Origin of the sequence: Stenotrophomonas sp. PS02301 (genome assembly GCF_029959485.1) — a bacterium.
Taxonomy (GTDB): Bacteria; Pseudomonadota; Gammaproteobacteria; order Xanthomonadales; family Xanthomonadaceae; genus Stenotrophomonas; species Stenotrophomonas maltophilia_Z.
Window position 1 is genome coordinate 109,242 of the sequence record NZ_JASCOO010000001.1, and the last position, 22,729, is coordinate 131,970.

At 67.1% G+C, this 22,729-nt stretch carries 20 protein-coding genes and 2 riboswitches; of the genes, 8 read left to right on the forward strand and 12 right to left on the reverse strand.

Features of this window, described 5'->3' with window-relative positions:
• Positions 1-26: 26 nt before the first annotated feature.
• Both QMX81_RS00610 and QMX81_RS00615 read right to left on the reverse strand, forming a co-directional pair.
• On the reverse strand, positions 27-647 hold the full coding sequence (locus QMX81_RS00610; protein WP_282257377.1) for a glutathione S-transferase: 621 nt from the start codon (positions 645-647) through the stop codon (positions 27-29).
• Positions 648-723: 76 nt separating this feature from the next.
• Positions 724-1,485 carry an NYN domain-containing protein gene (locus QMX81_RS00615; protein WP_123730048.1) on the reverse strand — a complete coding sequence of 254 codons (762 nt, stop codon included), beginning with the start codon at positions 1,483-1,485 and terminating at the stop codon, positions 724-726.
• A 162-nt stretch (positions 1,486-1,647) separates the two neighbouring features.
• Here QMX81_RS00615 and QMX81_RS00620 point away from each other — a divergent pair, with 162 nt between their 5' ends.
• Entirely contained in the window at positions 1,648-2,940 is a 1,293-nt protein-coding gene (locus QMX81_RS00620) for an NAD(P)/FAD-dependent oxidoreductase (protein ID WP_282257381.1), read from the forward strand.
• On the opposite strand, the gene QMX81_RS00625 is transcribed toward QMX81_RS00620, so the two are convergent.
• Positions 2,941-3,285: a ribonuclease E inhibitor RraB gene (locus QMX81_RS00625; protein ID WP_121040313.1), complete on the reverse strand. Its 345-nt coding sequence runs from the start codon at positions 3,283-3,285 to the stop codon at positions 2,941-2,943.
• 86 nt (positions 3,286-3,371) lie between these two features.
• Positions 3,372-3,641 carry a GIY-YIG nuclease family protein gene (locus tag QMX81_RS00630; RefSeq protein WP_121040315.1) on the reverse strand — a complete coding sequence of 90 codons (270 nt, stop codon included), beginning with the start codon at positions 3,639-3,641 and terminating at the stop codon, positions 3,372-3,374.
• A 44-nt stretch (positions 3,642-3,685) separates the two neighbouring features.
• Positions 3,686-3,779, forward strand: a riboswitch (glycine riboswitch).
• 8 nt (positions 3,780-3,787) lie between these two features.
• A riboswitch (glycine riboswitch) is annotated at positions 3,788-3,879 on the forward strand.
• A gap of 92 nt (positions 3,880-3,971) precedes the next feature.
• Here QMX81_RS00630 and QMX81_RS00635 point away from each other — a divergent pair.
• The 4 genes from QMX81_RS00635 (at position 3,972) to QMX81_RS00650 (ending at position 12,125) form a co-directional block, all read left to right on the forward strand.
• Positions 3,972-4,589: a trimeric intracellular cation channel family protein gene (locus QMX81_RS00635; RefSeq protein WP_121040317.1), complete on the forward strand. Its 618-nt coding sequence runs from the start codon at positions 3,972-3,974 to the stop codon at positions 4,587-4,589.
• Positions 4,590-4,792: 203 nt separating this feature from the next.
• A complete protein-coding gene (locus QMX81_RS00640) occupies positions 4,793-5,959 on the forward strand; it encodes an MdtA/MuxA family multidrug efflux RND transporter periplasmic adaptor subunit (protein WP_121040319.1) in 1,167 nt (388 codons plus the stop codon).
• Complete coding sequence (locus QMX81_RS00645) at positions 5,956-9,063, forward strand: MdtB/MuxB family multidrug efflux RND transporter permease subunit (RefSeq protein ID WP_282257392.1); 3,108 nt, start codon at positions 5,956-5,958, stop codon at positions 9,061-9,063. Before QMX81_RS00640 ends, QMX81_RS00645 begins: the two co-directional genes overlap by 4 nt.
• Positions 9,060-12,125: an efflux RND transporter permease subunit gene (locus QMX81_RS00650; RefSeq protein ID WP_282257394.1), complete on the forward strand. Its 3,066-nt coding sequence runs from the start codon at positions 9,060-9,062 to the stop codon at positions 12,123-12,125. Before QMX81_RS00645 ends, QMX81_RS00650 begins: the two co-directional genes overlap by 4 nt.
• A 131-nt stretch (positions 12,126-12,256) precedes the next feature.
• Here QMX81_RS00650 and aroG read toward each other — a convergent pair whose 3' ends face one another.
• From aroG to QMX81_RS00670, 4 genes are all read right to left on the reverse strand, one after another.
• Positions 12,257-13,330 (reverse strand): 3-deoxy-7-phosphoheptulonate synthase AroG, encoded by a 1,074-nt coding sequence (gene aroG / locus QMX81_RS00655; RefSeq protein ID WP_046274152.1) that lies wholly within the window; start codon positions 13,328-13,330, stop codon positions 12,257-12,259.
• A 271-nt stretch (positions 13,331-13,601) separates the two neighbouring features.
• On the reverse strand, positions 13,602-13,949 hold the full coding sequence (locus QMX81_RS00660) for a DUF6616 family protein (protein WP_152151005.1): 348 nt from the start codon (positions 13,947-13,949) through the stop codon (positions 13,602-13,604).
• A gap of 14 nt (positions 13,950-13,963) precedes the next feature.
• Positions 13,964-14,704, reverse strand: coding sequence for a DNA alkylation repair protein (locus QMX81_RS00665; protein ID WP_121040329.1), 741 nt, complete (start codon positions 14,702-14,704; stop codon positions 13,964-13,966).
• A complete protein-coding gene (locus tag QMX81_RS00670; RefSeq protein WP_121040331.1) occupies positions 14,701-15,195 on the reverse strand; it encodes a MarR family transcriptional regulator in 495 nt (164 codons plus the stop codon). The genes QMX81_RS00665 and QMX81_RS00670 overlap by 4 nt, the downstream gene beginning before the upstream one ends.
• A 130-nt stretch (positions 15,196-15,325) precedes the next feature.
• Here QMX81_RS00670 and QMX81_RS00675 point away from each other — a divergent pair, with 130 nt between their 5' ends.
• On the forward strand, positions 15,326-15,610 hold the full coding sequence (locus QMX81_RS00675) for a hypothetical protein (protein WP_121040333.1): 285 nt from the start codon (positions 15,326-15,328) through the stop codon (positions 15,608-15,610).
• A 41-nt stretch (positions 15,611-15,651) separates the two neighbouring features.
• On the opposite strand, the gene QMX81_RS00680 is transcribed toward QMX81_RS00675, so the two are convergent.
• Both QMX81_RS00680 and QMX81_RS00685 read right to left on the reverse strand, forming a co-directional pair.
• A complete protein-coding gene (locus QMX81_RS00680; protein ID WP_282257412.1) occupies positions 15,652-16,701 on the reverse strand; it encodes an LLM class oxidoreductase in 1,050 nt (349 codons plus the stop codon).
• A gap of 16 nt (positions 16,702-16,717) precedes the next feature.
• Positions 16,718-17,353: a glutathione S-transferase family protein gene (locus tag QMX81_RS00685; protein ID WP_121040337.1), complete on the reverse strand. Its 636-nt coding sequence runs from the start codon at positions 17,351-17,353 to the stop codon at positions 16,718-16,720.
• Between the two features lie 166 nt (positions 17,354-17,519).
• Here QMX81_RS00685 and QMX81_RS00690 point away from each other — a divergent pair, with 166 nt between their 5' ends.
• Positions 17,520-18,419, forward strand: coding sequence for a LysR substrate-binding domain-containing protein (locus QMX81_RS00690; RefSeq protein WP_121040340.1), 900 nt, complete (start codon positions 17,520-17,522; stop codon positions 18,417-18,419).
• Between the two features lie 132 nt (positions 18,420-18,551).
• Here the strand turns inward: QMX81_RS00690 and groL are convergent, their stop codons facing one another.
• Together groL and QMX81_RS00700 are read right to left on the reverse strand one after the other, a co-directional pair.
• Positions 18,552-20,201 (reverse strand): chaperonin GroEL, encoded by a 1,650-nt coding sequence (gene groL / locus QMX81_RS00695; protein ID WP_019183552.1) that lies wholly within the window; start codon positions 20,199-20,201, stop codon positions 18,552-18,554.
• Between the two features lie 91 nt (positions 20,202-20,292).
• Positions 20,293-20,580 (reverse strand): co-chaperone GroES, encoded by a 288-nt coding sequence (locus QMX81_RS00700; RefSeq protein ID WP_019183551.1) that lies wholly within the window; start codon positions 20,578-20,580, stop codon positions 20,293-20,295.
• 293 nt (positions 20,581-20,873) lie between these two features.
• On the opposite strand from QMX81_RS00700, the gene QMX81_RS00705 reads away from it, so the two are divergent.
• Positions 20,874-22,658: an endonuclease gene (locus tag QMX81_RS00705; RefSeq protein WP_282257416.1), complete on the forward strand. Its 1,785-nt coding sequence runs from the start codon at positions 20,874-20,876 to the stop codon at positions 22,656-22,658.
• Positions 22,659-22,729 lie beyond the last annotated feature (71 nt).

Genomic DNA, 22,729 nt, shown 5'->3' on the forward strand with positions numbered 1-22,729 from the left:
TGCCGACCGTGGGTCGGCACGGCCGCTCAAGTCAACGCGGTCATGACCCCACGCTGATACGCCGGCCGCTGTTTCAACCGCTCGTACCACGCGGCCAGATGCGGCAGGTCCGGGCGCTGGATCGGCATCTCGAACCAGGCATAGATGAAGGCACCCAGCGGGATATCGCCCATCGCGAACTGCTCACCGGACAGATACGGCTGCCGCGACAAAGCCTCATCGGCCATCGCCAGCAACTCGCCGGAGCGCACCAGTGCCGCTGCGATGCGGGCCTCGTCCCGATCAGCAGGCGCGGTCCGCAGGGTCCCCCAGAACAGATCGCGGAACACGCCGGCGAAGGTCGAGGTGGTCCAGTCCATCCACTTCTCCGACTGCGCGCGCGCCACCACGTCTTCCGGGTACAGCGTGCCCAGCGCGTAGCGCGCGCAGAGGTAGCGCACGATCGTGTTGGATTCCCACAGCGGCAGGCCGTGGTCTTCGATCACCGGCACCAGCCCGTTCGGGTTCATCGCGCGGTATTCCGGCGACTGCGTACCACCGAAGGCACCGCCGACCTCGATCGACTCGTAGGGCGCCCCGATCTCCTCGGCACACCACAGCACTTTGCGCACGTTGCTGGAATTGCGACGGCCCCAGATGTTCAGCATGATCGGATTCCCGTATCGTTCGATGCGCGGCAGCGGGGTCGCGCGGTGCCGCTACGATACGCCCAACGGCGGGCTGTTACTTCGCCGCCTTCGCCGCACTCTTCTTGGGCAGTGCGCGCACATAGGTCGATTTGCCGTCCTTCTTCATCTCGAACAGGCCGGTCGCGGCCAGCAGATCGCTGAGTTTGCCGTACCCGTAATTGCGCGAATCGAACGAGGCCTGGTTGCCGATCTGGCTGCCGACCGGGCCGAGATGCGACCAGCCATCCTCGGCTTCGGCCGAGGTCACCGCGCGGCGCAGCATCTGCACCAGGCGGGTGTCATTGCGCAGCTCCGGGCCGCTCTTGCGCGGGCGGGTTTCCTCGTTGTCCTGCTCCACCTCCTGATCGGCCGCATGGGGTTGGCCCAGCGCCTCGATGTAGGTGAACTTCGAGCACGCGTTGACGAACGGCTCGGGCGTTTTCTTCTCGCCGAAGCCGTACACCTTCACCCCGTCGGTCAGCAGGCGCATCACCAGCGGGGTGAAATCCGCATCGCTGGAGACGATCGCAAAGCCATCCAGATTGCGTGCGTACAGCATGTCCATCGCGTCGATCACCATCGCCATGTCCGAGGCATTCTTGCCACGGCTGTAGGCGAACTGCTGGATCGGGCGGATCGCGTACTCGTGCAGCACGGACTCCCACCCTTTCAGCCGCGGGCTCTTCCAGTTGCCGTAGGCACGGCGGACATTGGCCACACCGTAGCGGGCGACTTCAGCCAGCACCGCATCGATCTTGGAAGAGGGTGCGTTGTCGGCATCGATCAGCAGGGCGATGCGCTTTTCCGGTTCGGACATCTCGGTCTCCTGGGCGGGATCGGATCGGCCATCGGGCAAGCGCGATGGCCCCTGAACCCAGTATCGGCCATCGACGTGAACATCGCGCTTCACGTGCTACCATGGGCCGCATCACGAGACGACCTGCGCCGCCCCCCTCCGGCGCCCGCCAAGGAGTGAAGCATGACCCGCGATCCCACGCCCCACCTGCTCATCATCGGTGGCGGTTTTGCCGGCCTCTGGGCCACCCGTGCCCTCGCCTCGGCGCACGTGCGCATCACCCTGGTGGACCGTCGCAACCATCATCTGTTCCAGCCGCTGCTCTACCAGGTGGCCACCGCAGGCCTGTCCGCGCCGGATATCGCCGCGCCGCTGCGCCACATCCTCGGTCACCAGCGCAATGTCGAAGTGCGCCTGGGTGAAGTGACCGGCATCGACAAGGCCGCGCGCACCGCGACGCTGGCCGATGGCACGCAGATTACGTACGACACCCTGATGCTGTGCACCGGCGCCACCCATGCCTACTTCGGCCACGACGAATGGGCCGCCGATGCGCCCGGCCTGAAGACGCTGGACGATGCCATCGCGCTGCGCCGCAAGCTGCTGCTCGCCTTCGAGCGCGCCGAGGCCGAACCCGATCCCGCGCGCAAAGCGGCGTGGCTGAGTTTCGCCGTGGTCGGTGGCGGCCCCACCGGCGTGGAACTGGCCGGCACCCTGGCCGAGATCGCGCGGCACACGCTGCGCAATGAGTTCCGGCATATCGATCCCGCCTCGGCCAAGGTCCGCCTGGTCGAAGCCGGCCCGCGCGTGCTGTCCACCTTCCCCGAGGTGCTCTCGCTCAAGGCGCGCCGTCAGCTGGAAAAGCTGGGCGTGGAGGTGCTCACCGGCACGCCGGTCAGCGACATCAATGCCGAAGGCTTCCAGCTCGGCGAGCGCTTCGTCGAGGCCCGCACCGTGGTCTGGGCCGCCGGTGTCGCCGCCTCACCGCTGGCACGTACGTTGGAGGTGCCACTGGACCGCGCCGGCCGCGTGCCGGTGCAGCCTGACCTTACCCTGGAGGGTCACCCGGAGATATTCGTTGCCGGTGACCTGGCGGCACTGACCCAGGCCGACGGCAAGCCGGTACCCGGCGTCGCCCCGGCGGCCAAGCAGATGGGCAAGCACGTGGCCACCACGATCCAGACGCGCTTGGCCGGCAAGCCCGCGCCGGGTCCGTTCAAGTACAAGGACTTCGGCAACCTGGCCACCATCGGCCGCATGGCCGCGATCGTCCACCTCGGCCGGCTGCAGCTCTCCGGCGTGCTGGCCTGGTGGTTCTGGCTGGCCGCGCACGTGTTCTTCCTGATCGGCTTCCGCAACCGCGTGGTGGTGCTGTTGAACTGGGCGGTGGCGTACTGGAGCTACCAGCGCAGCGCGCGGATCATCTTCGGCGATGCACAGGACGATCGCCGGCCGAAACGACCGCCCACGCCCTGATCATCCCTGCGACAGACATCCCCAGCCATCCACCTGGCCGCTGTAGGAGACCGCCTCGCTGGCCAGCAGACCTTCGAAGCCGGCGATGTTCTGGTGGGTCGGCAGCATCAGCGGATGCACCACCACCTGCCACGGGTAGTCATCGTTGCCGTCGTAGGCGGCGAAGGACACCTTCTGGTCGTTCTTGAGCAGGTGCACGGCGAAGGCGATCGCCACATCCTGGGTCGGGAAGATCAGCGCGAAATCCACCTCGCGCGGAATCGTCAGATCATCGCCGTCCTGCAGCATGTTCCAGAGCACATCGCCATTCTCATCTTCCGGGTACAACGACAGATCGCGGGACATGGCACTCCAGGGCTTGGGCAAGCGGATCAACGAACGAGGGTCGATGGTATGCCGCCAACGAAGGCCCGAACAACCCGCACGCGGGGCTACGTGGGATCGGGCAGCGCCAGCCACGCCAGCTTGCGCTCGCGCGGTTGCCGCTTGAGCTGCCACTCGGCCTTCGACGCCGCCGCGCGGTCCGGGTAGGCGCGCATCGCCAGCACCTTCACCGGCGGGTTGGCCCGGGTGTATTTCGCCCCTTTGCCGGCCAGATGGGCCTGGAAGCGCGCGTCCACGTCGTTGCTGATGCCGGCGTAATAGCTGCCGTTGCGGCATTCAAGCAGGTACAGGTACCAGAGGGCGGGTTCAGCGGGCATACCGGGATTATCCCCCGGCACGGGCCCGGCGGCTGCTAGAATCCGCCCCGGATGCAGGAGAGAGGCGCCGCGCTGGCGCCCGCCGAAGGCGCAGGCTCCCATAATCGCTCAGGCCGGTGGCTGCACAGCCACCAACCATGCATCCGACACGCCGATCTGGAGAGAGGTCTTCAATGACCCGCCGAAGGGGCACGTGGCTTTGGCCACCGAACTCTCAGGCAAAAGGACAGCGGGAGCGGCAACGGAATCCCACCCCACGACAGTGCAGCGGCGCTGGCGTGAGGCGTGTGCGTTTCCGTCCCCCGCCTGACGTGTTTCCCGGAGCCCCCCATGCTGCTCTCCCTGATCTACCTCATCGCCATCTCGGCCGAAGCCATGACCGGCGCGCTGTCGGCCGGTCGCCGCCGCATGGACCTGTTCGGCGTGGTCATCATCGCCTGCGTCACCGCGCTCGGCGGCGGCTCGCTGCGCGACATCGTGCTCGGCCACTACCCGCTGGGCTGGGTGAAGCACCCGGAGTACCTGGGCTTCACCATCTGCGCGGCACTGATCGCGACCTGGGTGGCGCGCTGGATGCATCACTTCCGGCGCACCTTCCTGGTGCTCGATGGCCTGGGCCTGATCGCGTTCACCCTGATCGGCTGCGCGGTCGCGCGCGAGGGCGGGCACACCGTGCCGATCATCCTGATCGCCGGCATGCTGACCGGTGCGTTCGGCGGCGTGCTGCGCGATGTGTTGTGCAACGAGGTGCCGCTGATCTTCCAGAAAGAACTGTATGCGGTGATCACCCTGCTCACCGGCGCGGCCTACCTGGCCCTGCTGGAACTCGGCGTGTCGCTCAACGCGGCCACGCTGTGGTGCCTGGGCGGCGGCTTCCTGTTCCGCCTGCTGGCCATCCACTTCAAGTGGGAAATGCCGAAGTTCGTGTACCGCGACGAGGTGCATTGACGCACCCGCGGGCATGACCAAGGTCACGGGAGCTTGAGCGGCCCGGCCCTGTATCATGGCGCTCCCGTTCCATTCGAACGGCATCCAGCCACGCGGCGGTGTTCCACCCGCTGCCCCGCCAGACACCCTCTCCCCCGTTGACCTGCCGCCGTCGGCCGGTCCCCATGGACGCACTGCTCCGGTGGAGGGTGCGCAGGATGCGTATGTCCGCTTCAACGCCCCCGTCGTCTCGCCGTCGTTTCGCCACACCGCTGTTGATCGCTGCCGGTGTCGGCCTGGCCGCCATCGCTGCATGGAAACTGCTCTCGCCCGCCCCCGCCGCCGGCCCGTCCGGGGGTCCGCAGCCGACCCCGGTGCGTGTGGCCACCGCGACGCAGGAAGACCTGGTGGTGCGCCTGAAAGCGCTGGGCACGGTGACCCCGCTGCATACGGTGAGCATCCGCAGCCGCGTGGATGGCGAGCTGCTGCGGCTGGCATTCTCCGAGGGCCAGCACGTCACCGCCGGCGAGCTGCTGGCCGAGATCGATCCGCGCCCGTTCCAGGTGCAGCTCTCGCGTGCGCTGGGTACCCAGCAGCAGAACCTGGCCGAGTTGGACAATGCCGAAAGCCAGCTCAAGCGCTTCGCCGAACTGCAAAGCAAGCACTTCGTCTCCGCGCAGGACCTCAGTGATCAGCAGAGCAAGGTCCGCCAGCTGCAGGGCCGCCGCCAGACCGACCAGGCGGCGGTGGATGAAGCACGCCTGCAGCTGCAGTACACCCGCATCACCGCACCGGTGGCCGGGCGCATGGGCCTGCGCAACGTCGATGTCGGCAACCTGGTGCGCAGTGGCGATACCGAGCCGCTGGCCACCATCACCCAGACCACCCCGATCAGCGTGCTGTTCACCGTGCCCGAGCCGGACCTGCCGGCGGTGGTGGCTGCCGCACGCGCCAATCCCCGGCTGACCGTGGAAGCCTGGGACCGCGAGGAGCGCACTGCACTGGGCGACGGGGTGCTCTCCAGCCTGGACAACCGCATCGATACCGCCACCGGCACGCTGAAACTGCGCGCGCAGTTCGCCAATACCGATGAATCACTGTTCCCCAACCAGTTCGTCAACGTGCGTCTGCAGGTCAGCAGCAGCGATGCGGTGGTGATTCCCAATGCCGCCGTGCAGTTCGGCAGCAAGGGCAGCTACGTCTATGTGATCGCGGCCGATGACACCTCATCGCTGCGCACCGTGGTGCTCGGCCCGGCCGATGGCGAACGCGTCTCGGTGCGCGAAGGCCTCAAGGCCGGCGAGCGCGTGGTGGTGGAAGGCATCGACGGGCTGCGCGAAGGCGCCAAGGTCGAGGTGGTGGAGCAGGACCCGCCACGGACCGGCGCATGAACCTCTCGCGCCCCTTCATCGAGCGCCCGGTCGCGACCACGCTGCTGATGGTGGCGCTGCTGCTGTCCGGCGTGATGGCCTACCGCCTGCTGCCGGTCGCGGCACTGCCGCAGGTCGATTACCCGATCATCCAGATCACCACGCTGTATCCCGGCGCCAGCCCGGATGTCACCACCAGCGCGGTCACCGCGCCGCTGGAACGCCAGCTCGGGCAGATTCCCGGCCTGAAGCAGATGTCCTCGACCAGCTCCGGCGGCGCGTCGGTGATCACCCTGCAGTTCTCGCTGGAGGTCGCGCTCGGCGTGGCCGAGCAGGAAGTGCAGGCCGCGATCAACGCCGCCGACAGCTTCCTGCCCGACGACCTGCCGGTGCCGCCGGTGTACCGCAAGGTCAACCCGGCTGACACCCCGATCCTGACCCTGGCAGTGACCTCGCAGGGCCTCTCGCTCCCGCAGGTGCACGATCTGGTCGATACCCGCATGGCGCAGCGGCTCTCGCAGCTGCCTGGGGTCGGGCTGGTCAGCCTCGCTGGTGGGCAGCGCCCGGCGGTGCGCATCCAGGTCAATCCGTCCGCGCTGGCCGCCAACGGGCTGAGCATGGCCAGCATCCGCACCGCGATCGGCACGGCCAACGTCAACCTGCCCAAGGGCAGCTTCGACGGGCCGACCCGCGCGATCATGCTCGATGCCAACGATCAGATGCGCTCGGTGGCCGAGTACCGCGCCCTGATCCTGGCCTGGAAGGATGGCGCACCGCTGCGTCTGGGCGACGTGGCCACCATCGAAGACGGCGCCGAGAACCGCCAGCTCGCCGCGTGGTCGGGCACCACCCCGGCCGTGCTGATCAACATCCAGCGCCAGCCCGGCGCGAACGTCATCGCCGTGGTCGACCAGGTGCGTGCGCTGCTGCCGCAGCTGCAATCCTCGCTGCCGGCCGGTGTGGATGTGGCCATCCTCAGCGATCGCACCGAATCGATCCGCGCGTCCATCCGTGGCGTGCAGCACGAGCTGCTGATCGCGATCGCGCTGGTGGTGATGGTCACCTTCCTGTTCCTGCGCAACATCCCGGCCACGATCATTCCCAGCATCGCGGTCCCGCTGTCGCTGGTCGGCACGTTCGGGGTGATGCTGCTGGCCGGCTTCTCGCTCAACAACCTCACGCTGATGGCGCTGACCATCGCCACCGGTTTCGTGGTGGACGATGCGATCGTGATGCTGGAGAACATCGCCCGTCATCTGGAGCGCGGTGCCACGCCGATGCAGGCAGCACTGAAGGGCGCCAGGCAGATCGGCTTCACCCTGATCTCGCTGACCCTGTCGCTGATCGCGGTGCTGATCCCCCTGCTGTTCATGGCCGACGTGGTCGGCAAGCTGTTCCACGAATTCGCGATCACCTTGGCGGTGGCGATCGGCATCTCGCTGCTGGTCTCGCTGACGCTGACGCCGATGATGTGCGCGCGCCTGCTCAAGGCCGGCCACGCCACCCGTCGCGATGCCGATGGGCAGGAATCGGCGCAGCAGGGCGACCCGTTCGACCGCGTGGTGGCGGTCTACGATCGCCAGCTGCACTGGGTGCTGCAGCGCCAGCCGCTGATGCTGGCCGCCACTGTCGCCACACTGGTGCTGACGGCGCTGCTGTACGTGTGGGTGCCCAAGGGCTTCTTCCCGGTGCAGGATGCCGGGCTGATCCAGGGCATCAGCGAGGCACCGCAGTCGATCTCCTTCCAGGCGATGGCGCAGCGCCAGCAGGCGTTGTCGGCGGCGTTGCTGGAGGATGAGGACGTGGCCAGCCTGTCCTCGTTCATCGGCGTGGACGGCAACAACGCCACGCTCAACAGCGGGCGTCTTCTGATCGAATTGAAACCGCACGCACAGCGCGATGCCGATGCGCAGGCGATCATCGCGCGGCTGCAGCAGCGCGTGGCGCATGTCCCGGGCATCAGACTGTATCTGCAACCGGTGCAGGAACTGGGCATCGAAGACCGGATCAGCCGTACCCAATACCAGTTCACCCTGACCAGCCCGGATATCGCGCAGCTGGAGACGTGGACGCCGCGCCTGCTCGCGCACCTGCAGCAGGCACCGGCACTGGCCGACGTCGCCAGTGATCTGCAGAACCAAGGCCTGCAGGCGCATGTGGTGATCGACCGGGTCGCCGCGGCGCGGCTGGGGATCAGCGTGGAGACCATTGCCGATGCGCTGTACGACGCGTTCGGGCAGCGCCAGATCTCGACCATCTTCACCCAGGCCAACCAGTACCGCGTGGTGCTGGAAGCGCGCCCCGACGTGGCTTTCGGCCCGGATGCGATCGCCCGCCTGCACGTCACCGGGCCGGACGGGCGGCAGGTGCCGCTGGGCGGCATCGCCCGGATCGAACAGCGCCCCGCGCAGCTGCTGATCAACCATGTCGGCCAGTTCCCGGCGGTGACGTTCTCCTTCAACCTCGCCCCGCAGGCATCGCTGGGCGAAGCGGTGCAGGCCATCGAAGGCGCACGCGCCGCGATCGGCCTGCCGGCCAGCGTAGAGCTTCGCCTGCAGGGGGCGGCCGATGCGTTCCGCGCGTCGCTGTCGAGCACGTTGTGGCTGGTGCTGGCGGCGGTGGTGGTGATGTACCTGGTGCTGGGCGTGCTCTATGAGAGCTTCATCCATCCGATCACCATTCTCTCCACCCTGCCCTCGGCCACGGTGGGCGCGTTGCTTGCGTTGCTGGTCAGCGGGCGCAGCCTGGACCTGATCGCGGTGATCGGCATCGTGCTGCTGATCGGGCTGGTCAAGAAGAACGCGATCATGATGATCGACTTCGCGCTGGAGGCCGAGCGCGAGCACGGCATGGCGCCACGTCAGGCGATCCACCAGGCCGCCCTGCTGCGCTTCCGGCCGATCCTGATGACCACGCTGGCCGCGCTGTTCGGCGCGATCCCGCTGATGTTCGCCAGTGGCTCGGGCGCGGAGCTGCGCCAGCCGCTGGGCCTGGTGATGGTGGGCGGGCTGATCGTCAGCCAGGTGCTGACCCTGTTCACCACGCCGGTGATCTACCTGTTCTTCGACCGCTTCCGCCAACGTCCCGCACCGGCTGCCGACGCGGCTGACGAGGCGCTGGCGTGAGTCCGCTGTCGCGGGCGATCGGCTGGTTCGTGCAGCATCCCGTCGCCACCGTGCTGCTGGCGGTGGCGGTGGTGCTGGCGGGCCTGCTCGGGCTGCGCCTGCTGCCGGTCGCGCCGTTGCCGCAGGTCGACTACCCGGCGATCAACGTCAGCGCGAGCCTGCCCGGCGCGAGCCCGGAATCGATGGCGGCCAACGTCGCCACGCCGCTGGAACGTGCGCTGGGCACCATACCGGGGCTGACCGGGATCGACTCGGCCAGCACCCAGGGCTCGACCCAGGTCGAACTGAAGTTCGCACTCGGCCGCAACGTGGACGATGCCGCGCGCGATGTGCAGGCCGCGATCAATGCCGCGCGCGCGCAGCTGCCCAGCGGCATGCCGGGCATGCCGCAGTACCGCAAGGTGAATCCCTCGCAGGCGCCGATCATGGCGCTGGCGCTGAGTTCGGACAGCCTCGCGCCGGGCCAGATCTACGACGTGGCCTCCACCGTGATCGCGCAGAAGCTGGCGCAGATTCCCGGTGTCGGCGAGGTGCAGGTGGGGGGCAGTTCGCTGCCGGCGGTGCGCGTCTCGCTGGATCCCAATGCACTCAACCATCACCGCATCGCGCTGGACGACATCGCCGCGGCGATCCGCAACGCCAACGCGCTCAAGCCACTGGGCACCGTCGCCAGCCAGGCCCAGCAGTGGCAGCTGGAAGCCACCCTGCAGCTGCGTACCGCCGCCGAGTACCGCCGCCTGATCGTGGCCATGCGCGATGGCCGGCCGGTGTACCTGGAGGATGTGGCCGGGATCCGCGAAGGCGTCGAAGACCGCTACGCCAGCGGCTTCCACAACGAGCGCCCGGCGGTGCTGCTGATCGTCAGCCGCCAGCCGGATGCCAACATCATCGAGACCGTCGACGCCATCCAGGCGCAGATGGACACACTGCAGGCACTGCTGCCGGCCACCATCGACATGCAGGTGGTGATGGACCGTTCGCCGGTGATCCGCGCCACCCTGCGCGAGGCCGAACTGACCCTGCTGCTGGCCATCGCCCTGGTGGTGCTGGTGGTCCTGGCCTTCCTCGGCCACTGGCGTGCGGCGCTGGTGCCGACCGTGGCGATTCCGGTCTCGCTGCTGGGCGCGCTGGCGATCATCGCCCTGCTCGGGTTCTCGCTCAACACGCTCTCGCTGATGGCGCTGATCGTGGCGGCGGTGCTGGTGGTCGACGATGCGATCGTGGTGCTGGAGAACATCGCCCGCCATCGTGAGGAGGGCGCTTCGCCGATGACCGCCGCGCTGCGCGGCGCCGGTGAAGTCGGAGCCACGCTGCTGTCGATGAACATCGCGCTGGCCGTGGTGTTCATCTCGATCCTGTTCCTGGATGACTTCGTCGAGAAGCTCTTCCGCGAGTTCTCGCTGACCCTGGTGGCGGCGATGGGCGTCTCACTGCTGGTTTCGCTGAGCCTGACCCCGATGCTGTGCGCACGCCTGCTCGGGCAGGCACGGCCGGGCCCCGGCAATGGCCTGCAGCGCGCCGGGACCGCCCTGTTCGAACGCCTGCGCGCGGCCTACGTGGGCAGCCTGCAGACGATGCTGCGCTGGCTCGCGCTGCCGCTGCTGCTGTTCGCCGGCGTGATCGCGCTGAATGTGTGGCTGTTCCAGCAGGTGCCCAAGGGCATCGTGCCCAAACAGGACACCGCGCAGCTGCGTGGCTTCGCGCGCGGTGACGACGGCCTCTCGTTCCAGGTCATGCAGCCCAAGATCGAGGCCTACCGCAAACTGCTGCTGGCGGACCCTGCGATCAGCGACATCATCGGGTACATCGGCGGGCGCAGCGGGGTCAACAACGCCTTCATCATGATCAAGATGAAGCCGCTGGCCGAGCGCAAGGTGCCCAGCCAGCAGGTGATCGACCGCCTGCGCGCCAACATGCCGAAGATTCCCGGCGGCGGCCTATTCCTGTGGGTGGACCAGGACATCAAGCTGGAGGGCAGCGGCGACAGCGGCCAGTACGAGTTCCAGCTGCTCTCCGGCGAACTGGAACCGCTGCGGCAATGGACACCCAAGGTAGCCGATGCGCTGCGCGCCCTGCCCGAGCTGGTCGATGTGGAATCCAAGGGCGATGAAGGCATGCGCCAGGTGGTGCTCGACATCGACCGCGATGCGGCGGCCCGGCTGGGCGTGGACATGCGCATGATCGCCTCGGTGCTCAACAACGCTTTCAGCCAGCGCCAGGTCGCCACGCTGTACGACACCCTCAACCAGTACCGCGTGGTGATGGAGCTGGACCCGCGCTACACCCAGGATCCCTCCACGCTGCAGCAGATCCATGTGATCGGCAAGGACGGTCAGCGCTTGCCGCTGTCCTCGATTGCCAGCTGGTCCTACGGCATGGCACCGGACCGCATTTACCACAGCCAGCAGTTTGCCTCGGTCTGGATCGAGTTCGCGCTGGCGCCCGGCGTGACCCTGGACCAGGCGGTGAAGGCGGTGGACCGCGCGATGGCCGGGATCATGCTGCCCACCCACGTGCAGGCCAGGCTGAGTGGCGAGGCCGGTGGCTTCGAGAAGCTGCGCGAGCGCCAGCTGTGGTTGATCGTGGGCGCGATGCTGGCGGTGTATCTGGTGCTGGGCGTGCTGTACGAGAGCTTCGTGCAGCCGCTGGCGATCCTCTCCACCCTGCCCTCGGCCGGCGTTGGCGCCTTGCTGGCGCTGATGGCCTTCGGCAACGAGTTGAACCTGATCTCGCTGCTCGGCCTGTTCCTGCTGGTAGGCGTGGTGATGAAGAACACCATCCTGATCATCGATTTCGCGCTGTCGGCCGAACGCGAGCGCGGGCTGTCGTCGTATGACGCGATCTGCGAGGCGGCGCGGCTGCGGTTCCGCCCGATCCTGATGACCAGCGTGGCCGCGTTGCTGGGCACGTTGCCGCTGATGCTGGCCACCGGCGAAGGCTGGGAGATGCGCCAGCCGCTGGGCATCGCGATCGTCGGTGGTCTGCTGGTCAGCCAGTGGCTGACCCTGTACACCACGCCGGCGATCTATCTGGCGTTGGCGAGGCTGCGGCGCGCCTCATGATCAGCGGGAGCGCGACGCACTGCGGGGGTAGAGCCACGCCATGCGTGGCTGCTTCTGCATATGGTGTTGCGGCGCTGCGGTACTCAGCGCAGCCACCCAAGGGGTGGCTCTACCCCCGGCTCAACGCAGGTTTACGCCGCTTCGCTGATCCGCGCCGCCCGCCGCGCACGCACCGCTTCAGCGAGGCTTTCCAGTACCGCCAGCGAGCTGTCCCAGCCGATGCAGCCATCGGTGATGCTCTGGCCGTAGGTCAGCGGCTGGCCGTCGACCAGGTCCTGCCGGCCGGCCACCAGATGGCTCTCGACCATGACGCCGACGATGCGCTCTTCGCCATTGGCCAGCTGCGCGTTGATGTCGGCGATGACCTTGGGCTGGTTTTCCGGATTCTTGCTGCTGTTGGCGTGGCTGGCATCGATCATGATGCGTGCGGCCAGGTGCGACTTGGCCAGGGTCTGGCTGGTCGCTTCAACGTGGTCGGCATCGTAGTTCGGCGTCTTGCCGCCGCGCAGGATCACGTGGCAGTCCGGGTTGCCGGCGGTGGCCACGATGGCGGTGCCGCCTTCCTTGGTGACCGAGAGGAAGTGATGCGGGTTGGACGCCGCACCGATCGCATCGGCGGCGATCTTGATGTTGCCGTCGGTGCCGTTCTTGAACCCGACCGGGCACGACAACCCCGAGGCCAGTTCGCGATGCACCTGGCTTTCGGTGGTGCGCGCGCCGATGGCGCCCCAGGCGACCAGATCGGCGATGTACTGCGGCGAGATCACGTCGAGGAACTCGACGCCGGCCGGCAGGCCCAGCTTGTTGATGTCGCGCAGCAGACCGCGCGCCACGCGCAGGCCCTTGTTGATGTTGAAGCTGCCATCCAGGTCCGGATCGTTGATCAGGCCTTTCCAGCCCACCGTGGTGCGGGGCTTTTCGAAGTACACGCGCATGACGATTTCCAGCTCGTCGGCGTAGGCATCGCGCAGCGGCTTGAGGCGCTGGGCGTACTCGATGGCGGCCACCGGGTCGTGGATCGAGCACGGGCCGATCACCACCGCCAAGCGGTCATCGCGGCCGTGCAGGATCTCGTGCAGGGCCGCGCGGGAGGCGCTGACCGTATCGGAGGCTTCGTCGTCGCAGGGCAGCATCGCCAGCAGCTGCGCCGGCGGGGTCAACGGTTCAATCTTGCGGATGCGCAGGTCGTCGGTATGGGGGGGCATGGGGTAACTCCTTGGAAGTGGGGATCCCCAGCGCGGCGGCAACAAAAAAGCCGCCAGGTGCGCTGGCGGCTTTCGGGAATGCGTCTGAAATTTTCTTCAGGGTGAGCGCATGCCTTCCTCCGCCGGTGGCTTCGGAAAGTAATACCAAAAGTAGGAATTGGCGGGGCGTGCGTTCATTGGGGAGTATTGATAACACAGGGGTTTGGAGGTGCCAACTGTTTCATTCGCAACTGCGATGACCATTCAGCCGCTGCCGACCCGGCATGCACCATCACTCCCGCGGCAACGCCGCCAGCTCAGCCAGGTGCTGCTGCAGGGTGCCCGCTGCGCCCACCGCGTGCGTGGTGGTGAAGTACTCGTGCCAGCCGGTGGCCCCGATCGCGGCGAGCAAGGCATCGGCGTCGAGCCGTTCGGCGCACTGCCACACCGCATAGAACTGCTCGGCCGTGGTGTGCGGCACGTCCTGCTCGATACGGCCCATTGCTATGGGCGTGACGCGGGCGGGATCCACGTTCTGCATGCCCGCGCCGATGCGGGCGAAGAGCGCCCCGCGCGATACCGGGTCCAGCGCGGTCCAGGCAGGGGTGGCGGTGTACAGCTCGATCAACATGTGCGACATGGCATTCCTTGAGGTCAGAGCGAGCGCAGTGCGCGCTTGCGGATATAGGTGTTGGCCGGATCATCGGCATGCCGCTGCTGCCATTCGCTGCACAGCGCGCGGACCCAATCGGGCTGGCTTTTGCCGGCGTCGTTGAGCCAGTTGCCTACCGAATCCTGCACGTAGCGCGAGGCGTCATGGCACAGCGCCTGCAGCAGCGGCAGGGCGTGGTGTGGCTCCTGCTTGAACAACGCGATGTGCGCGGCCCATACGCCACGCGGGCGCAGTGCTTCGCAGGCGAAGCGGCGTACGTTGGGTGAAGCGTCAGTGGTCCAGCCGTGCAGGTGCGTGAGCACGCGCAGCGGCTCGGCGACGACGTGGGGTCGCACCCCCAGCCATGCCCACTCGCGCACGCCGAAGTGCGCGTCATCGGCCAGCGCGCGAAGCGCATCCAGCTTGTGCTCCAGTGACAACGCCGGGTCGCTGCCGATCAGATAGCAGGCCCAGCCACGCACCGTGTCACTGGCATGGCGTGACCACTGCGCGTGATCGCCGTGACCATGCACGCGCAGCAGAGTGGCCGCGCCCTGCATGCGCAGGGTGATGCCGCGCTTGGCGGCGTTGCGCATCGGGGTGATCGCAGAGGCTGGCAAACCGGGTGCGACATTGGCCATCAGCTTGGCGAAATCGACGGCCAGCACTTCGGCCAAGTGCGTGGCTTCGGTTTCACCGCGATCCAGCTGTCCGCGTCGCTCGCGGGTGACGGCCGGTTTCATGCGGCACGTCCTGCGTCAGTGCGCGACCACACGCGTTGCAGCAGCGTGCCGAGCGTGCGCCGTTCCCTGGGGCTGATATCGGCGAACAGCGAGGCGATCCAGTGGGTCTGCTGGTCGAACAGTTGCGCGGCAAGGGCTTGGCCAGCCGGGGTCAGCCGCACGTGGATGCGGCGTTTGTCGTCCGGATCACTGTGGCGGCTCACCAGGTGCTCGCGCTCCAGGCCATCCAGCAGGCCGGTCACGGTGGCACGGGTGACACCGGCGCGCTCGGCCAACTGGTGCGGCGACAGTGCCGTGTCCGCGCCGCGCAGCAGGAACAGCAGCACGAAACGTCCTTCGCTCAGGCCCCGCGGTGCCAGACGACTCGCGCAGTCCTGGTCGATCGCGCTGGCCAGCGACAGCACCTGGAAACACAGCGCCAATTCCCCCGTATCCGGCTGGCCACGACGTTCCAGCTCGGTCAGGAAAGCCTGGTGTTTGATTTCCAGCATGCAGGCAGATCCGGAATAGTACGGCGGCTAATTATACCGCTACTGCGACTTGTCTGACACCCCGCCGCGCTTTACCTCGCCCCGAGGACAGGCGAAGATCCGGGCCAGGATCACCCACAAGGATGCGTCGATGACCCCTTCCCAAGCTGACGCGATTGCCCAGGCCATCCTGCGGCCGGACAACAAGCGCGTGGCCGTCCAGCAACGTCAGCGCGTGCAGGCACAGCATCTGGCGCGGCAACGTGTTGCCGTTGCCGTCAGCCTGGTCGGCATGGCGCTGGGCGCGGCGGCAGCGATATGGCTGCCCATGGCGTACGCGCAGGGAATGTTGGTGGGCGGCGCACTGTCCTTCCTGCTGGCGCATCTCGGCCTCGCTTGGCGCGAGCGTCGGCGCGCGGTGCGTTCTCCGGCCTGACAAATGCCGCGCCGTCCCTCATGGCGCAGCGGAGGGCATGCCTACCAGCGCGTGCCGGCCGGCAGCGCCCCGTCATGCGAAGGAAACAACGGCAGTACGTACTCGGCCAGTTCCTGCAGCACCTCGGCCGCCGGGCGCTGCGAGAACTGGATGCCGAGCGCAGCATGGTTCACGCCGGCACGCTGCCACTCGCCCAGCAGATCGATCAATCCGTTGCGGCCGGTTCTCAGCGTGTAGCCGCCATTGAGCGGCGTGCGGGGATGGTTCGGGTCCTCGACCAGATCCAGCCATTCGTTGGTGACATGCGGGCGGAAGCCACCGTCGGGGATGAGACGGCGCCATGCCTGGATCTTGTCGGCCAGGCGCTGCGGTCCGCCCGCGTGATGGGTTGCCTCGGGATAGGTCAGCCAACCATCGGCATGCTGCCCAACCCAGTCCAGTGTCTGGCGCGAGGTGCCGGTCACCAGCAGGGGAATCGCGCCGGACACCGGCTTGGGCAGCAGCTCTACGCCCTGCAGCGCGCCCAGTGCCGAGTCGATATGCAGGGGACCGTGCTGCAGCAACTGGCGGACATAGCCCACCGATGCGGCGAAGCGCTCGCCGCGGTCCGCATGCGCCAGGCCATACGCCGGGAATTCGACCGGACGATCGCCGGAGGCGATGCCCAGCACCAGCCGCCCACCGGACAGCTGGTCGATGGTGGTGGCCGACTTGGCCAGATCGATCGGGTGGCGCAGCGAGAAGATCGCACTGCCCGTGGCCAGCGCCAGCCGCTTCGTGCGCGCCGCCAGGAAGGCCAGATAGGTAAACGGATCGAACACCTGCCCGGCGTCGCCGAACAACGGGTCGAACAACGGTACATCGCGTACCCAGGCCGCAGCGAAGCCGTCACGGTCGAGCTGGCTCACCAGATCCGCCTGCCCGGCCAGCACCTGCATGTCGCCTTGATAGAAACGCAGGGGCAGGAACACACCCAGCGTCAGCGTCCCCTCGCGGAACATGCGCTGGTAACCGGCATGGCGGGCGAACGCCGGTGCGGATGCGCCGGTCTGCGGCGCCTGCACCGCCGTGATATCGGTCGAGAGGGTCATCGTGGTCGTTCCTGGGTCAGGGGCCGGTGGCCGGTTCGGGGAGCTGCACGCCGCGCTGCACCGCGGGCCGCTGTGACATGCGCAGGTGCCATGCACTCAAGTGCGGGTAAGCGCTGAAATCGAAGCCGATGAGCCGAGCGATATGGGTCCAGCCATAGCCGGCGATATCGGCGATTGAATACGCCTCGCCTGCCAGCCATGAGCGGCCTGTGAGGTGCTGGTCCAGGGTGGCGAAGAACTCGGCGCTCAGGCGCCGGTAGCGTTCGATGGCGGGTGCGTAGGGCGCGTCGGCGAACATCTCGACATGGACACGCTGCCCCAGGATCGGCCCGACGCTGGCGGAGTGGAACATCAACCAGGTGATGGCCTCCCAGCGCGCGCGTGGCGCGTCGGGCAACAGCCGTCCGCTCTGCTCGGCCAGATACAGCAGGATGGCGGCGGATTCGAACACGGTGATACCCGTCGCCTCGTCGACCAGCACCGGAATGCGGCCGTGCGGATGCAGTTGCAGGAAATCGGGATGGCGGTGCTCACCTTCGTCGATACGCACGTGATGCAGTACGTAAGGGATGCCGAGTTCTTCCAGCGCGATGGTGATCTTGAAGCCGTTGGGCGAGCTGTCGGTGTACAGGTGCAGCGAAACGGGGGACACAGCGGTCTCCTTGGCAGGCGGAACAGCGGGCGGGGTTCGCGTAGCAGTGTTGGATCAATGCAGCTGGACTAAACGACATCGATTCAACATGATCACGATGCTACGCAGGCCAACGCGCTCTGTAGAACGATTCTTCCTGCACTGCCAAGAGAGAAAATCTAAGGTCATGGGTGCCGTCCTTCCCCTGCTCGCGCTGCGCGCCTTCGTCGAAACCGGTCGTCATGGCAGCCTCAAGGCCGCTGCTGCGGTCATGGGGGTTACCCCGGGGGCGATCAGCCAGCAGCTCAAACTGCTGCAGGCGCGCACCGGCGTTGTGCTGTTTACCCGCACCCCTCACGGGGTCGCACTGACCCCGGCCGGCGCACAGGTGCACCCGGCCCTGCTGCGCGCGTTCGATCAGATCCAGGACAGCATGGCCACGCTGGACGCCATCCACGCGCGGCAGACCCTCACCCTCAGCACCGTGCCCAGCTTCGCCGCGTCCTGGCTGGTGCCGCGGCTGGGCCGGTTCACCGAACGCCACCCGGCGATCGAAGTGCGTGTGGAGGCCTCATCGGCGCTGGCGAATCTGCGTCGCGATCGCATCGACATCGCCATCCGCCACGGCCTCGGCGAGTATCCCGGCCTGGTCTCACGCCCGCTGGCGGCACCCGTGCTGTTGCCGGTGGCCTGCCCGGCGCTGCTCGCCGAGGGCCGGCCGATCCACTCGGCCATGGACTGCCTGCAGTACCCGCTGCTGCAGGATTCCGACCGCAGCGACTGGTCGCTGTGGTTCCGCGCGCTCGGTCTGCCGCCCGATCCGCGCATCGAACGTGGCCCGGCGTTCGATGATGACGTGTTGCTGATCCGCGCCGCAGAAGCGGGCCAGGGCATCGCGCTGGTGCGTGACCTGTATGTGGAATCCGAAGTCGCCAGCGGGCGGCTGGCCGTCGTACTGGATCAGCCGTGGCCAACGCAGTTTGCGTACTACGCCGTCACCCTGCCCGGCGCCGAGGAGAACCCGGCCATCGCGGCATTCCTGCGCTGGCTGGAGGATGAGATCCAGGCGCCGACCAGCGCGCTGTGAGCCCGTGATACGCGCACAAAAAAACCCCGCCTTCCGGCGGGGTTCTTCGTACTGCGTTGGCGCATGGCGGGTACCGACCAACAGTTGGTACCTACCGCTCCGATGCGTGCCGACCGAAGGCCGGCATCTACATCAGAAGTCCATGCCGCCCATGCCACCCATACCGCCCATGCCGCCGCCAGCTGCGCCAGCGCCGTCATCCTTCTTCGGGGCTTCGGCAACCATCGCTTCGGTGGTGATCATCAGGCCAGCGATCGAGGCTGCGTTCTGCAGCGCCGAACGGGTCACCTTGGTCGGGTCCAGGATGCCGAATTCCAGCATGTCGCCGAATTCGCCGGTGGCGGCGTTGTAGCCGAAGCTGCCGGTGCCTTCCTTGACCTTGTTGACGATCACGGACGGCTCTTCGCCAGCATTGGCCACGATTTCGCGCAGCGGGGCTTCCATCGCGCGCAGGGCGATCTGGATGCCGTGGTTCTGGTCTTCGTTGGCACCCTTCAGGCCGCTCAGCGCGGTGACCGCACGAACCAGCGCAACGCCGCCGCCCGGGACCACGCCTTCTTCAACGGCTGCACGGGTCGCGTGCAGGGCGTCGTCGACGCGATCCTTCTTTTCCTTCATTTCGATTTCGGTCGAGGCACCGACCTTGATCACGGCAACGCCGCCGGCCAGCTTGGCCACGCGTTCCTGCAGCTTCTCGCGGTCGTAATCCGAGGAGGTGTCTTCGATCTGGGTCTTGATCTGGGTGACACGCGCTTCGATGTTGGCCTTCTCGCCGGCGCCATCGATGATCGTGGTGTTTTCCTTGGAGACCTGCACCTTCTTGGCGCGGCCCAGGTCCTTGATCGTCGCCTTTTCCAGCGACAGACCGATTTCCTCGGAGATCACGGTGCCGCCGGTCAGCACGGCCATGTCTTCCAGCATCGCCTTGCGACGATCGCCGAAGCCCGGTGCCTTGACGGCCACGACCTTCACGATGCCACGGATGGTGTTGACCACCAGGGTCGCCAGCGCTTCGCCTTCGATGTCTTCGGCGATGATCAGCAGCGGCTTGCCGGCCTTGGCGACGCCTTCCAGCACGGGCAGCAGGTCGCGCACGTTGGAGATCTTCTTGTCGTGCAGCAGCACGTACGGATCATCCAGGTCAGCGGTCTGCGACTGCTGGTTGTTGATGAAGTACGGGGACAGGTAGCCACGGTCGAACTGCATGCCTTCGACGACGTCCAGCTCGTTGTCCAGGCCCGAGCCTTCTTCAACGGTGATGACGCCTTCCTTGGTCACGCGGCGCATCGCTTCGGCGATGATGTTGCCGATCGACTCGTCCGAGTTGGCCGAGATCGTGCCGACCTGGGCAATCGCCTTGTCGTCAGCGGTCGGCTTGGAGATGTTCTTCAGCTCGGCGACGGCGGCGATCACGGCCTTGTCGATACCGCGCTTGAGGTCCATCGGGTTCATGCCGGCAGCGACGGCTTTGGCGCCTTCGCGGATCAGGGCCTGGGCCAGCACGGTGGCGGTGGTGGTGCCGTCGCCGGCGTCATCGTTGGTGCGCGAAGCAACTTCCTTCACCATCTGCGCGCCCATGTTCTCGAACTTGTCAGCCAGTTCGATTTCCTTGGCGACGGAGACGCCGTCCTTGGTGATGGTCGGCGCGCCGAAGCTCTTTTCGAGCACGACGTTGCGGCCCTTCGGGCCCAGGGTGGCCTTGACGGCATTGGCGAGAACGTTGACGCCGCGAACCATGCGGGCGCGGGCGTCTTCACCGAAACGAATATCTTTGGCAGCCATTGCGATTACCTTTTTATGTAGAGCCGGGCGATGCCCGGCTGCTTGAACGGGAGGAAGTGCGGAAGCGCCGGCACGGGGCCGGCCGCATCACTCAGCCGACGATGGCGAGGATGTCGTCTTCGCGCAGGACCTTGAACTCGACGCCTTCGGACTTGTAGCTGCTGCCGGCGTACTGGCCGTAGATGACCTTGTCACCGACCTTCAGCGACGGCGCGCGCACGCTGCCGTTGTCCAGGGGCTTGCCCGGGCCGACGGCCACGACTTCACCCTTGGTCGACTTTTCCTTGGCGGAATCCGGAATCACGATGCCGCCGGACGAGATTTCGTCGGCTTCGATCGGCTTGACTACGACGCGGTCATGAAGCGGCTTGATGCTCATGTGAGACCCTTTTAAGTTGTTGATTGGTCTAGGAAAGTCTGGCGATGTTAGCACTCGCACAGGGCGACTGCCAGCCACGCTCACGAAAAAACCCGACGGTGCGGGACAGAGCAGAGATGGTGCTGGCCCCACCCCTTTCAAGGGCAGGCGGCCGGTTTTTTTTGCCGATCCGGGCCCGCGCGTGAATGTTTGACGCAGTTCTCAATGCGAAAGGTCGAATCCGACAGACCAATCGATGTGTCATCTGGATTGCGTAGATTCGAGCGGCACTGACCAATCACAAGGAGCCGTAGATGAGGTTGCTGACGCCGCTGTCCCTGGCTTGCCTGCTGGTGCTGGCCACCAGCCCGGCCCGGGCCGATGTATTCATCAATGAACTGCATTACGACGACAGCACCCCCGCCGGGGACGTCGGCGAGGCGATCGAAGTGGTCGCCACCGCCGGTGAAGACCTGTCCGGCTACCGGCTCTACCTCTACAACGGCAGCAACCCTTCGGCTGCCGCGGTCTACGCCAACAACGCGGTCCCGGCCGGCACCGCCAGCTGCGGCAGCGCCCGGCTGGCCACCGTCAGCTACCCGACCAACGGGATCCAGAACGGTCCCAACGACGGCATCGCCCTGGTCGATGCCGGCGGCAAGGTGGTCCAGTTCCTCAGCTACGAGGGCACCATCACCGCCGCCGGGGGGCCCGCGGCAGGCCTGACCAGCCAGAACATCCCGGTCAGCGAGACCAACAGCACCGCCCCGGGCACCTCCCTGCAGCTGACCGGCAGCGGCAGCCAGTACGCCCATTTCACCTGGGCCGAATCGGCCACGCAGACCTTCGGCGCCTGCAACCACGGCCAGACCTTCAGCGGCGGCGGCCCGACCGGCCCGAATTCCGCGCCCTCGGTCACTGCCACCACCCCCGAGCAGGGCGCCAGCACCTTCCCGGCCGCCGCCGACCTGAGCGTCACCTTCAGTGAGCCGGTCACCCTCTCCAGCGGCGCATTCGCGCTGAGCTGCGGCCAGTCCGGCACGGTCGCGCTGAGCCACCCGACCACCGGCACCCGCTTCACCCTGGCCACCAACACCGCGCTGGTGGCGGGGGAAGCCTGCCGCTTCGACATCCGCGCCACCCGCGTGAAGGATGCCCAGGGCGCCCACCCGGCCGCCGATACACGCATCGCCTTCACCGTGGCCACCGCCACCACGCCCGATCCGGGCAACCCCGGCACGCCCGGGGAGTACTACGCCCGGGTCAACACCTCCACCCCCAGCCAGCTGCGCTGCTCGCTGCACGAGACCATCAAGGGTCACACCGCCTATCCCTACAGCGGCTCGGGCACCAGCACCTGGACCATCCTGGAAATCGCCGACGAAGATCCCAACAACAGCGGCAAGATCCTCGATGCCTACCGCAACCGCAGCTACACCAAGGTCAGCGGGCGGGCGGGCACCGGCAGCGGGCTGACCTACAACCGCGAACACACCTGGCCCAACTCGCTGGGCTTTGCCAGCACCACCGGCGACAAGGGCCTGCCGTATGCGCCCTACACCGACACCCACATGCTGTATCTGACCGATGCACAGTGGAATGCGGACCGCGGCAACAAGCCCTTTGCCACATGCGACAGCAACTGCGGTGAACGCGCGACCGAGGCCAACAACGGATTCGGCGGCGGCAGTGGTGGCTACCCGGGCACCTCCAACTGGGTGCGCACGCCGGATGGCAATGGCGGCTCGTTCGAAGTGTGGGGCCACCGCAAGGGCGATATGGCACGTGCGGTGATGTACATGGCGATCCGTTATGAAGGCGGTAAAGATGCCAAAACCGGGCAGTCCGAGCCGGACCTGGAGCTGACCGACGACCGCAGCAGGATCGTCAAGACCTCGGCCTCGCCGGCCTACATGGGCCTGCTCTCGACCCTGATCGACTGGCACCTGTCCGACCCGCCGGACGCGGCAGAACGCGCTCGCAACGAGGTGATCTTCAGTTTCCAGGGCAACCGCAATCCGTTCATCGACCACCCGGAGTGGGCCACCCCGACGCTGTTCACCTCGGCCAAGCCGGCCACCTGCCAGCTGGCCAACTGAGCCCGGCCGACCCGCGCCCCCCCCCCGCGCCCCGGGGGCCCCTGGGCGCGGGGGGGGCGCTAAAGGGGGGG